Raw genomic sequence first — 12,606 nt, forward strand, 5'->3', positions numbered from 1 at the left:
TTGTTATCGATATGAAATAAGTGGTTGAAATCAAGGCGATAAAAATTGACCGGATGAACAGGTATTTATTTTTCGGAGGGATTCGCTAGGGAGGCCTAGGAAGGAATTCAGGCAGGGCGGATGTAACAATTTGGGTCGAAGAAACAAAAAGTGCACACATAAATGGCACCTATGGTGACATTCGTGTGTACACATTTGTAGGCGGAACACTAACCCTGTGGGAGCGAGCCTGCTCGCGATTACGGACTGACATTCAACATTATTGTCGACTGTTACACCGTTATCGCGAGCAGGCTCGCTCCCACAAGGGATTGCACAGGGTAGGGGATTACACCTTCGACTTGCTGATAATGTTACCGGCGTGCAACCCGCATTCTTTCTGCGTCGCCTCTTCCCACCACCAACGACCTTCACGCTCGTGCTGGTTCGGCAGCACCGGACGGGTGCACGGCTCGCAGCCGATGCTGATGAAACCGCGCTCATGCAGGCTGTTGTAAGGCAGTTCAAGCATGCGGATGTAACCCCAGATCTCCTCGCTGGTCATCTGCGCCAGCGGATTGAATTTGTACAGGGTACGTTCCGGGGTGGAGAAGGCAGTGTCGATTTCCAGCACCGCGACGGCGCTGCGGGTGCCGGGGCTCTGGTCCCGACGCTGGCCGGTGGCCCAGGCGGTCACGCCGGACAATTTGCGGCGCAGCGGCTCGATCTTGCGGATGCCGCAGCACTCCCCATGGCCGTCCTTGTAGAAGCTGAACAGGCCTTTTTCCTTCACGAACGGTTCAAGTTTCGCGTAGTCCGGGGACACCAGTTCGATGTCGATCTTGTAGTGCTCGCGCACTTGATCGATGAAGCGGTAAGTCTCGGGGTGCAGACGGCCGGTATCGAGGCTGAACACTTTGACGTTCTTGTTCAGCTTCCAGGCCATGTCTACCAGCACCACGTCTTCGGCGCCGCTGAAAGATATCCACAGGTCATCGCCGAACTCGGCAAACGCGAGTTTGAGGATGTCCTGGGCGGATTTGTTGGCATAGGTCGTGGCGAGTTCCACGACATCGAACGATGGGCTCATCAGGGCGGCTTCCTACAGGTCGGTGGCGCTGGGCGCTCTATATGGGCCTGATGGTAACAAAATCCTGCGGTGGCTGGCGCGCCCTCTGCGTTGCGCACGCCCGCCCGAGTCGCTAGAGTTCGGCAGTCCTTTTGCTCGCTCGACTCAATAATCAATACAAATGGGGTGTCTTGTGGAAATTGCCTGTCTGGATCTGGAAGGTGTGCTGGTCCCGGAAATCTGGATCGCGTTCGCCGAAAAAACCGGGATCGAATCCCTCAGGGCCACCACCCGGGACATTCCCGACTACGACGTGCTGATGAAGCAGCGCCTGCGGATCCTCGACGAGCATGGCCTGAAACTCGCCGATATCCAGGAAGTGATCGCCACGCTCAAGCCGCTGGACGGCGCTGTCGAGTTCGTCAACTGGCTGCGCGAGCGCTTTCAGGTGACGATCCTGTCGGATACGTTCTATGAGTTTTCCCAGCCGCTGATGCGTCAGTTGGGCTTCCCGACCTTGCTCTGTCATCGTCTGATTACCGACGACGCCGGGCGAGTGACGAGCTATCAGCTGCGTCAGAAAGATCCGAAACGTCAGTCGGTTCTGGCGTTCAAGAGCCTTTATTACCGAGTGATTGCAGCGGGGGATTCGTACAACGACACCACGATGTTGGGCGAGGCGGATGCGGGGATTCTGTTCCATGCGCCGGATAACGTGATTCGCGAGTTTCCGCAATTCCCGGCGGTGCACACCTTTGAGGATTTGAAGCAGGAGTTCATCAAGGCTTCGAATCGGGCGTTGAGTTTGTAGTCGCAACCCTGTGGCAGCTTGCTCCCGCTCGGCTGAAGACCAGCCGTAAAACCGGCGAATGCGTTCTGACTGAAGGTGTGCGGCGTCTGGTTTTGGGGGCGCTTCGCACCTCAGCGGGAGCAAGCTCCCTCGCCACAAGCTAAAGGTTTTGCAGGGTGTCGAGCAGTACTTTCACCTTGGTGATCGATTCCTGATACTCGGCCTGCCACTCCGAATCCGCCACGATCCCGCCGCCGCCCCAGCAACACACCTGCCCGTCCTTCACCAGCAAGCTGCGAATCGCGATGGAGCTGTCCATCTCGCCGCGCACGTCCAGATACAGCAATGAACCGCAATACAACCCGCGTCGGGTCGGCTCCAGCTCATCGATGATCTGCATCGCGCGAATCTTCGGCGCTCCGGTAATCGAGCCGCCCGGGAAGCTGCCGGCGATCAGGTCCAGGGCATCACGGTCATCCGCCAGTTCACCGGTCACGCTGCTCACCAGGTGATGCACATTCGGATAGCTTTCCAGACTGAACAACTCAGGCACCCGCACCGAGCCGATACGGCAAGTGCGGCCCAGATCGTTGCGCAACAGATCCACGATCATCAGGTTTTCCGCGCGGTCCTTGGGGCTGGCCAACAATTCGGCGGCGTTCGCCGCATCTTCGGCGGCAGTCAGGCCACGGGGACGTGTGCCTTTGATCGGGCGCGTTTCAACGTGGCGTTCGCTGACTTTGACGAAGCGCTCAGGCGACAGGCTCAGCACCGCGCCACCGGCGGGCAGGCTCTGGAAGCCGGAGAAGGGCGTCGGGCACGCCGCGCGCAACGCGCAGTAAGCGGCCCATGGATCGCCTTCGCACTCGGCGCGAAAACGCTGGGCGAAGTTGACCTGGTAGCAATCGCCAGCCTGGATGTACTGCTGAATACGCTCTAGTGCCTGGCGATATTGATCAGCGCTCAGATCGGCCTGCATCGGCGCTTTCAGTTGAAATGCCTCGACCGCTGCGACCGCAGGTTGAGTGAACAGCGTAATCAGACGCTGACGTTCGCTGTCGATCAGTGACGGGTGGAACACCAACTGACTGGTCATCCGTTGATGGTCGCTGATCAGCGCCCAGTCGTAGAGTCCGAAACGCGCATCGGGCAATTGAAGATCGTCCCGCGCCTGACTGGGCAGGTGTTCCAGATGCCGACCGAAGTCATAGCTCAGATAGCCCATCAAGCCGCCAGCGAAGGGCAGATCAAACGGAACTGCCGCTTCGCCGAGTCGTGTCAGGTTTGTGCGCAGACGCTGAAGGAAATCGCTGCCACTTTCGTCGGGCAACACCGTCAGTTGCTCGAGCGGCCAGGCGCTGAGCAGGTCATAACGCCCGCGATCGGCCGTTGGCCGGCCACTGTCGAGCAGCACGGCACCAGGAGCATGACGGATCGCCGCGAAGTACTCGGCGGGGTTGGCGCGATAGGGCAGCGGGTGTACGGAACAGGTCAGCATGGGCGGGGCAGATCAGCCATCGAGGCGGGGTGGCGATTGTAGTCCCCTCGGGGAATTGCTCCTAGAGGGGATGTCGCGAAGTGACCGATTGGCAGCGGCTGGCACTAGGCCTGTGGCGAGGGGATTTATCCCCGTTGGACTGCGCAGCAGGCCTGATTTTGGGGCCGCTGCGCAGTCCGACGGGGATAAATCCCCTCGCCACAAGGTCAGCCTTCGACGGCCGGAATATGCCCGAACATCTCCTGAACAAACTCGACCCGCTCCTGCACCGTCTCGGTCATCCCGCGAGCCTTCAGCTCTTCCAGTCGCGCCTCGACCGCATGGGTGCGCAACGTCAGCCCGCAATCATTGGCAATCTGGATGTTCAGCCCCGGCCGGGCATTCAGCTCAAGAATCAGCGGTCCCTTTTCCTGGTCCAGCACCATGTCGACACCGATGTAACCCAGCCCGCACAGCTCGTAACAGCCGGCGGCGAGTTTCATGAAACCGTCCCAGTAGGGCAGTTGCACTCCGTCCACCGCGTTGGTGGTGTCCGGGTGTTTGGTGATGATGTTGTTCAGCCAGGTGCCGCGCAGGGTCAGGCCGGTGGCGAGGTCGACACCGACGCCGATGGCGCCCTGGTGCAGGTTGGCCTTGCCTCCGGACTGGCGCGTCGGCAGGCGCAACATCGCCATCACCGGGTAGCCCATCAGCACGATGATGCGGATATCCGGCACGCCTTCATAACTGATGCTTTTGAAAATCTGATCGGGTGTCACGCGGTATTCGATCAGCGCACGATCCCGGTGACCGCCCAGCGAATAGAGGCCCGTCAGGATGCTGGAGATATGGTGCTCGATTTCCTCATGGCTGATGATCTTGCCGGACACTGTGCGATAACGCCCCTCGAAACGGTCGGCAACCACAATGATGCCGTCGCCACCCGCGCCCTGGGCCGGTTTGATCACGAAGTCGTTGCGTCCGCCGATGATCTTGTCGAGGTTGTCGATCTCTTTCTCGGTGGAGATCACGCCATACAGTTCCGGCACATGAATGCCGGCGGCGATCGCCCGTTCCTTGGTGATGATCTTGTCATCGACGATCGGGTACAGGCTGCGCTTGTTGTACTTGAGCACGTAGTCTGCGTTTCGCCGGTTGATCCCCATGATGCCCCGGGCTTCAAGGGCCTTCCAGGTCTTCCAGAAGCCGAACATCAGACGTCAGCCTTCTTCAGGAACGCCTTGAAACGCACCAGTTCAGTCAGGCGATAACCACGATAGCGTCCCATCGCCAGCATGAAGCCCACCAGAATCAACAGGACCGCCGGGAAGGTGAACACGAAGTAGGTCAGCTCTGGAACGCTCATGATCAGGTGTGCCAGGGTGGCGGCAAACAAGGTGCCGATCGCGACTTTCATCGCATGCCCGGAACCGCGTTCTTCCCAGGTAATCGACAGGCGTTCGATGGTCATGGTCAGAATCACCATCGGGAACAGCGCCACGGACAACCCGCGCTCCAGGCCGAGCTTATGGCTGAACAGGCTGATCGCTGCGATCAGCACCACCACAAACGTCAGCACCACCGACAGCCTTGGCAACATCTGCAGTTTCAGGTGCTCAAGGTACGAGCGCAGCGAGAGCCCCAGCGCGGTGATGATGGTAAACAGCACGATACCGAAGCCGAGCTGGGTTTCGCGGAAGGCGAGGGCGATCAGCACCGGGGTAAAGGTGCCGAGGGTCTGCAAGCCGATCAGGTTGCGCAGGATCAGGATCACCAGCACGCCGATCGGGATCATCACCATGATCATGAAGGTCTGCTGGGTTTGCAGCGGCAGGCCGTACAACGAGTATTCGAGGAAGTTGGCGTCGGTGTTTTCGTCGGTCAGCTTGGCCAGGCGAATGGCGTTCATTTCGCTGTTGTTCATGCTGAACGTGACGGTGGCTTTCTTGCCGCCATCGACAGTGATCAGGTTTTCATCGCCGGTCCACCACAGCAGGCGGTCGGTCGGCAGGCCTTGCTCGCCGGTTTCCGGGTTGAAGTACAGCCAGTCGGTGCCGTTGAAGCTGCGCAGCCAGAGTTCAGGTGTTTGCGGTTGGTCGGCGACCAGACGGATGGTGTGGACCTTTTCCACCGGCACGTGGGCGATGGACAGCACCAGTTCAACGATTTTGGCCTTGTGCCCACTGGACGGATCACCCCCCAGCAACAGTTTCACGTTGTCGTCATTGACGTTGTTGACCCGCTTGATCGCCTCGCCAATGAAGGTTTCGACGTCGGCCGAGTGCTGGCGAATCGGCGCGAGCAGGGCTTCGGCGGCGATTTTTTCCGGGCCTTCGACGGCGATGCTGTCGCGGAAGGTCGGGCCTTTGATCTTGGATTTTTCACCGGTGTAGCGCTTGGTCAGCACCAGGCGGTAATAAAGCGTCTGGTTGCCCTTGGCCCGGCGCGCCGACCAGGTGACCTTGCGGTTGCCGTCGACACGGTTTACGGCCACGCCATAATTATTGGAGATGAAGCTTTCATTCAGGCTGACGTAATCGCGGCTCAGAGGCGGCACGAACATCTGGATCTTGACCGGGTCCTTGGCACTGGCGACGAACTCGACCTTGGCGTCGATGTTCCACAAGTCGTCGGTGGCGTCTTCGGTCACGGGAATGCCGAGCACGAAAATCTGATAGGCCGTAACTGAAATGCCCAGCACCACCAGGATGGCGATCAGCATTTTCAGATGGAGGGTAAGAGAGCGCATTGGAATTACTCTGCGGTATGAGCGTCGGTGGCGCAGGCGGGTTTGCCAGCAGCGTATTTAAGGCTGGGGTCGACCAGCGCATCAAAGCGCTTGAGCGCTTCGGAGCCGATCAGGAGCGGATATTGGAAGGCACTTCGGTCGGTCAAGTTCACTTCGATGCTGCGTAAAGCCGAACCCATGCAGATATCCAGCTCGATCACCGGACGGGCGGTGTATTTCTTGCCTTCGTCCGGATCGTAGTCGCCGGCGCGGCGCTTGATCTTGCTGACGCGGGCCAGTGGCCGTTCGATCGGGTGCGAGTGCGCCGCGTCGATCGCCAGATAGAAGCGCACCCAGGATTCGCCGTTGCGCTTGAAGCGTTTGATGTCGCGGGCGCTCAGGGAGGCGGTTTTCGCCCCGGTGTCGAGTTTGGCCGCGACTTCCAGGTTGATGCCGTCCAGCGAGGCGTACTCGTTGAGGCCGTACACGGTTTTTTCCCCCGCCGCGGCGACACCGGGCAGGCAGAGCATATAAAGGAAGGTGGGGAAGGGCTTGAGTCTCATAAATCCTGGTGCGCAGCGGTCCGTGTTTCGATTCAAGGCCCTGGCATCGCTGCGCAAGCTCCCTCGTATGCCTATCAGCTATTTATGACAGGCCGTGCAGATGTCACAAACAAATGCGGGCGGCATTCTAGCACGGTGGTTTCATGGCGCCAGCGCCGGGAGGCGGCTATAAACAGAGATGCTGCTTCGTTATGGGGCGGCCGGTTATTAGACGATTGTCGACAATATCCATTTATCCTTTGACTGCCAGACCTATATTCGCTAGTTTTTGCCGCATCAGCTTTCAAGGTGTCGACAATATGCTGGATCAACTCGATCCCCCGATCATTGCTCAGGACGATTCGGAAACACTTTCCGAGAACGTCTTTCGACGCATTCAGGCGGCCATCGTCAAGGGCGAGATCGCCCCGGGCAGCAAAATCTCCGAGCCGGAACTGGCGCGCACCTATGGCATCAGTCGCGGTCCGCTGCGCGAAGCGATCCACCGTCTGGAAGGCCAGCGCCTGCTGGTTCGCGTGCCGCACGTCGGGGCGCGAGTGGTTTCCCTGAGTCACGCCGAGCTGCTGGAACTCTACGAAATCCGCGAATCCCTCGAAGGCATGGCCTGCCGTCTCGCGGCGGAACGCATGACCGTCGAAGAAATCGACGAACTGCGCCACGTCCTTGAAACCCACGAGCGCGATGCGGCGTTTCAGGCCGGTGTCGGTTATTACCAGCAGGAAGGCGATTTCGACTTCCACTACCGAATCATCCAGGGCAGCGGCAACCGCACCCTGACGCAGATGCTCTGCGGCGAGCTTTATCAACTGGTGCGCATGTACCGCATCCAGTTTTCCACCACGCCCAATCGCCCGCGCCAGGCCTTTGCCGAGCACCACCGGATTCTCGACGCCATCGCCGACCGTGACGGTGAACTGGCCGAGTTGTTGATGCGCCGTCACATCGGCGCCTCCAAACGCAATATCGCCCGTCATTACCAGGACGGCGCCACTAAGACAGCCACTGAACGAGGTGAGTCATGAGTTCCAACAAGAGCACTCCAGGCCAGCGTTTCCGCGATGCGGTCGCCAGCGAACATCCGCTGCAAGTGGTCGGCGCGATCAACGCCAACCATGCGCTGCTGGCCAAGCGCGCCGGTTTCAAGGCGATTTACCTGTCGGGTGGCGGGGTGGCTGCCGGCTCACTCGGCGTGCCGGACCTGGGCATCACCAGCCTGGACGACGTGCTGACCGACGTGCGCCGCATCACTGACGTCTGCGACCTGCCGCTGCTGGTGGACGTGGACACCGGTTTCGGCTCCTCGGCGTTCAACGTCGCGCGCACCGTCAAGTCGATGATCAAGTTCGGCGCGGCGGCGATTCATATCGAAGACCAGGTCGGCGCCAAGCGCTGCGGTCACCGTCCTAACAAAGAAATCGTGTCGCTGCAGGAAATGGTCGACCGCATCAAAGCGGCGGTTGATGCGCGCACCGATGACAGCTTCGTGATCATGGCCCGCACCGACGCCCTGGCGGTGGAAGGTCTGGAGTCCGCACTGGATCGCGCTGCGGCGTGCATCGAGGCTGGCGCCGACATGATCTTCCCGGAAGCGATCACCGAACTGGAGATGTACAAGCTGTTCGCCAGCCGCGTGAAAGCGCCGATCCTGGCCAACATCACCGAGTTCGGCGCGACGCCGCTGTACACCACCGAGCAACTTGCAGGAGCGGATGTGTCGCTGGTGCTGTACCCGCTGTCGGCCTTCCGCGCCATGAACAAGGCCGCGGAAAATGTCTACACCGCGATTCGCCGCGACGGCACGCAACAGAACGTGATCGACACCATGCAGACGCGCATGGAGCTTTACGATCGCATCGACTACCACACCTTCGAGCAGAAGCTCGATGCGTTGTTTGCCGCGAAGAAGTAAAGATCCAAAGATCGCAGCCTCGTTTCACCCGGCAGCTCCTACGGGGATGTTGCCGGACGCAGTCGATGTAGGAGCTGCGGAAGGCTGCGATCTTTTTGGCAACACCCAAATTTGCCGATTCCCTAACAAATTCAAGAAAACTGGAGACAGCAATGGCCGAAGCAAAAGTACTCAGTGGCGCCGGGCTCCGTGGCCAGGTTGCCGGGCAAACCGCACTGTCCACCGTGGGCCAGTCGGGCGCAGGCCTGACCTACCGCGGCTACGACGTTCGCGAACTGGCGGCTGACGCCCAGTTCGAAGAAGTGGCCTACCTGCTGCTGTACGGCGAACTGCCGACCCAGGCGCAACTGGACGCCTACATCAACAAACTGGGCAAGTTGCGCGACCTGCCGCAAGCGCTCAAGGAAGTGCTGGAGCGCATCCCCGCGGATGCCCACCCGATGGACGTGATGCGCACCGGTTGCTCGTTCCTGGGCAATATCGAACCGGAGATGGATTTCTCCGAGCAGCACGACAAAACCGACCGCCTGCTGGCCGCGTTTCCGGCGATCATGTGTTACTGGTATCGCTTCAGCCACGACGGCAAACGCATCAACTGCGTGAGCGACGAACAATCCATTGGCGGCCACTTCCTGCACCTGCTGCACGGCAAGAAGCCAAGCGACCTGCACGTCAAAGTGATGAACGTTTCGCTGATCCTGTACGCGGAACATGAGTTCAACGCTTCGACCTTCACCGCTCGGGTGTGTGCATCGACCCTGTCCGACCTGTTCTCCTGCATCACCGCGGCCATCGGTTCCCTGCGCGGCCCGCTGCACGGCGGCGCGAACGAGGCGGCGATGGAAATGATCGAACGTTTCTCGTCGCCGGAAGAGGCGGTCGAGGGCACCCTCGGCATGCTGGCGCGCAAGGACAAGATCATGGGCTTCGGCCACGCGATCTATAAGGACAACGATCCGCGTAACGAGGTGATCAAGGGCTGGTCGAAAAAACTCGCTGACGAAGTGGGCGACACCGTGTTGTTTCCAGTGTCCGAAGCCATCGACGCAACCATGTGGGAACAGAAGAGACTGTTCCCGAACGCTGACTTCTACCATGCGTCGACGTACCACTTCATGGGTATTCCGACCAAGTTGTTCACGCCGATTTTCGTTTGCTCGCGCCTGACCGGCTGGGCGGCGCATGTGTTCGAACAGCGAGCCAACAACCGCATCATCCGCCCGAGCGCCGAGTATGTCGGCGTCGAACAGCGCAAGTTCGTGCCAATCGAACAACGCTGAATGGTGAAGGCCTGCACCGGGATCTGAACGCTACGCAGATCCCTGTGGGAGCGAGCCTGCTCGCGAAGACGGACTGACATTCAACATCGATGTCGGCTGATACACCGCTTTCGCGAGCAGGCTCGCTCCCACAGTGGATTGTGTGCATTTCAGGTGCTGTGCCAGGCCCCACCTTTTGAAACTACCGTGACCGAGTCCTGACGATGAACACTGAATTCCGTAAACCGCTGCCCGGCAGCCATTTGGATTACTTCGACGTCCGTGCGGCGGTCGAAGCCATCCAGCCCGGCGCCTACGACACCCTGCCGTACACCTCCCGCGTGCTGGCGGAAAACCTGGTGCGTCGCTGCGACCCGGCCACGCTCACCGAATCCCTGAAGCAATTCATCGAGCGCAAACGCGACCTCGACTTCCCATGGTTCCCGGCCCGCGTGGTGTGCCACGACATTCTCGGCCAGACCGCGCTGGTCGACCTCGCCGGCCTGCGTGACGCCATCGCCCTGCAAGGTGGCGACCCGGCGCAAGTGAACCCGGTGGTGCCGACACAATTGATCGTCGACCACTCCCTGGCCGTCGAGCGCGGTGGTTTCGATCCGGACGCGTTCGAGAAGAACCGCGCCATCGAAGACCGTCGCAACGAAGACCGTTTCCACTTCATCAACTGGACCAAGAAAGCGTTCAAGAACGTTGACGTGATTCCGCCCGGCAACGGGATCATGCACCAGATCAACCTGGAGAAAATGTCTCCGGTGATCCAGGTGCGCGATGGCGTGGCGTTCCCTGATACCTGCGTCGGCACCGACAGTCACACCCCGCACGTCGATGCCCTGGGTGTGATCGCCATTGGCGTCGGTGGCCTGGAAGCCGAGAGCGTGATGCTTGGCCGCGCATCGTGGATGCGTCTGCCGGAAAGCGTCGGCGTCGAACTGACCGGCAAACTGCAACCGGGCATCACCGCCACCGACATGGTGCTGGCGCTGACCGAGTTCCTGCGCAAGCAAAAAGTCGTCGGCGCGTGGCTGGAGTTCTTCGGCGAAGGCGCCTCCGCGCTGACCCTCGGCGACCGCGCAACCATTTCCAACATGGCTCCGGAATACGGCGCCACCGCGGCGATGTTCTACATCGACCAGCAAACCATCGACTACCTCAAGCTCACCGGCCGTGAAGACGAGCAAGTACAGTTGGTCGAGAACTACGCCAAGACCACCGGCCTGTGGGCCGACAGCCTGAAGGGTGCGCAATACGAGCGCGGTTTGACCTTCAACCTGTCCTCGGTGGTGCGCAACATGGCCGGCCCGAGCAACCCGCACGCTCGCGTTGCTACGTCTGACCTGGCCGCGCAAGGCATCTCCGGGAAATGGGACGACGTACCTGGCCAGATGCCGGACGGCGCGGTGATCATCGCCGCCATCACCAGTTGCACCAACACCAGCAACCCGCGCAACGTGATTGCCGCCGGCCTGCTGGCGCGCAATGCCAACAAGCTCGGGTTGACCCGCAAGCCGTGGGTCAAGTCGTCCCTGGCACCGGGTTCGAAAACCGTGGCGTTGTACCTCGATGAAGCGGGCCTGACGGACGAACTGGAACAACTCGGTTTCGGCGTCGTGGCCTTTGCTTGCACCACCTGCAACGGCATGTCCGGCGCGCTGGACCCGGTGATCCAGCAAGAGATCATCGACCGCGACCTGTACGCCACCGCCGTGCTCTCGGGCAACCGCAACTTCGACGGGCGGATTCACCCTTACGCCAAGAATGCATTCCTCGCTTCGCCGCCCTTGGTGGTGGCGTACGCCATCGCCGGCACCATCCGTTTCGACATCGAAAAAGATGTGCTGGGCCTGGACGCAAACGGCAAGGAAATCCGCCTGAAGGACATCTGGCCGAGCGACGAAGAGATCGACGCGGTGGTGAAAGCCTCGGTCAAACCTGAGCAGTTCCGTCAGGTTTACATCCCGATGTTCGCCATCCACGAAGACACCGGTCCTAAGGTCACGCCGCTGTACGCCTGGCGCGAGATGAGCACCTACATCCGCCGTCCGCCGTACTGGGAAGGTGCGCTGGCCGGTGCGCGCCCGCTCAAGGGCATGCGCCCGCTGGCGGTGCTGCCGGACAACATCACCACCGATCACCTGTCGCCGTCGAACGCGATCATGCTCGACAGCGCCGCCGGCGAATACCTGGCGAAAATGGGCCTGCCGGAAGAGGATTTCAACTCCTACGCCACGCACCGCGGTGACCACCTGACCGCGCAACGCGCCACCTTCGCCAACCCGAAACTGTTCAACGAAATGGTCCAGGAAAACGGCAAGGTCAAGCAGGGGTCGCTGGCCCGCGTGGAACCGGAAGGCAAGGTCATGCGCATGTGGGAAGCCATCGAAACCTACATGGAACGCAAGCAGCCGCTGATCATCATCGCCGGCGCCGATTACGGTCAGGGTTCGTCCCGCGACTGGGCGGCCAAAGGCGTGCGTCTGGCGGGTGTGGAAGCGATTGCCGCCGAAGGGTTCGAGCGTATTCACCGCACCAACCTGGTGGGCATGGGCGTGTTGCCGCTGGAGTTCAAGCCGGGCACCAACCGCCACACGCTCGCCATCGACGGCAGCGAAACCTACGACGTGATCGGCGAACGCACACCGCGCGCCGAGCTGACGCTGGTGATCAATCGCAAGAACGGTGAGCGCGTCGAAGTGCCGGTGACCTGCCGCCTCGACACTGCTGAAGAAGTGTCGATCTATGAGGCCGGCGGCGTGCTGCAACGCTTCGCGCAGGACTTCCTCGAAGAATCGGCGGTTGCCGTCTAAATCAAGCTGT

Annotated in this window: 10 protein-coding genes; 5 read left to right on the top strand and 5 right to left on the bottom strand. The window is 60.5% G+C overall.

Features of this window, described 5'->3' with window-relative positions:
• Positions 1–328: 328 nt before the first annotated feature.
• The gene (locus B723_RS14830; protein ID WP_017337447.1) at positions 329–1,069 is read right to left on the bottom strand and encodes a phosphoadenylyl-sulfate reductase; all 741 of its coding nucleotides are present in this window, start codon (positions 1,067–1,069) and stop codon (positions 329–331) included.
• Between the two features lie 172 nt (positions 1,070–1,241).
• On the opposite strand from B723_RS14830, the gene thrH reads away from it, so the two are divergent.
• Positions 1,242–1,859, top strand: a complete 618-nt coding sequence (gene thrH, locus B723_RS14835) for a bifunctional phosphoserine phosphatase/homoserine phosphotransferase ThrH (protein ID WP_017337448.1) — start codon at positions 1,242–1,244, stop codon at positions 1,857–1,859.
• A gap of 139 nt (positions 1,860–1,998) precedes the next feature.
• On the opposite strand, the gene pabB is transcribed toward thrH, so the two are convergent.
• From pabB to B723_RS14855, 4 genes are all read right to left on the bottom strand, one after another.
• Complete coding sequence (gene pabB / locus B723_RS14840) at positions 1,999–3,336, bottom strand: aminodeoxychorismate synthase component I (protein ID WP_017337449.1); 1,338 nt, start codon at positions 3,334–3,336, stop codon at positions 1,999–2,001.
• A 206-nt stretch (positions 3,337–3,542) separates the two neighbouring features.
• Positions 3,543–4,529, bottom strand: coding sequence for an alpha-L-glutamate ligase-like protein (locus B723_RS14845; RefSeq protein ID WP_017337450.1), 987 nt, complete (start codon positions 4,527–4,529; stop codon positions 3,543–3,545).
• A complete protein-coding gene (locus B723_RS14850) occupies positions 4,529–6,064 on the bottom strand; it encodes an inactive transglutaminase family protein (RefSeq protein ID WP_017337451.1) in 1,536 nt (511 codons plus the stop codon). The genes B723_RS14845 and B723_RS14850 overlap by 1 nt, the downstream gene beginning before the upstream one ends.
• Positions 6,065–6,069: 5 nt before the next feature.
• A complete protein-coding gene (locus B723_RS14855) occupies positions 6,070–6,606 on the bottom strand; it encodes an ATP-dependent zinc protease family protein (RefSeq protein ID WP_017337452.1) in 537 nt (178 codons plus the stop codon).
• A 302-nt stretch (positions 6,607–6,908) separates the two neighbouring features.
• On the opposite strand from B723_RS14855, the gene B723_RS14860 reads away from it, so the two are divergent.
• The 4 genes from B723_RS14860 to acnD all read left to right on the top strand — a co-directional run bounded on the left by B723_RS14860 (position 6,909) and on the right by acnD (position 12,596).
• The gene (locus B723_RS14860) at positions 6,909–7,628 is read left to right on the top strand and encodes a GntR family transcriptional regulator (RefSeq protein ID WP_193393024.1); all 720 of its coding nucleotides are present in this window, start codon (positions 6,909–6,911) and stop codon (positions 7,626–7,628) included.
• Positions 7,625–8,515 carry a methylisocitrate lyase gene (gene prpB, locus B723_RS14865; RefSeq protein ID WP_017337454.1) on the top strand — a complete coding sequence of 297 codons (891 nt, stop codon included), beginning with the start codon at positions 7,625–7,627 and terminating at the stop codon, positions 8,513–8,515. The genes B723_RS14860 and prpB overlap by 4 nt, the downstream gene beginning before the upstream one ends.
• Before the next feature lie 152 nt (positions 8,516–8,667).
• Positions 8,668–9,795 carry a bifunctional 2-methylcitrate synthase/citrate synthase gene (prpC, locus tag B723_RS14870; RefSeq protein ID WP_017337455.1) on the top strand — a complete coding sequence of 376 codons (1,128 nt, stop codon included), beginning with the start codon at positions 8,668–8,670 and terminating at the stop codon, positions 9,793–9,795.
• 203 nt (positions 9,796–9,998) lie between these two features.
• Positions 9,999–12,596, top strand: a complete 2,598-nt coding sequence (gene acnD, locus B723_RS14875; protein WP_017337456.1) for a Fe/S-dependent 2-methylisocitrate dehydratase AcnD — start codon at positions 9,999–10,001, stop codon at positions 12,594–12,596.
• Positions 12,597–12,606 lie beyond the last annotated feature (10 nt).

The sequence above is a fragment of the Pseudomonas fluorescens NCIMB 11764 genome (assembly GCF_000293885.2).
Lineage (GTDB): Bacteria > Pseudomonadota > Gammaproteobacteria > Pseudomonadales > Pseudomonadaceae > Aquipseudomonas > Aquipseudomonas fluorescens_B.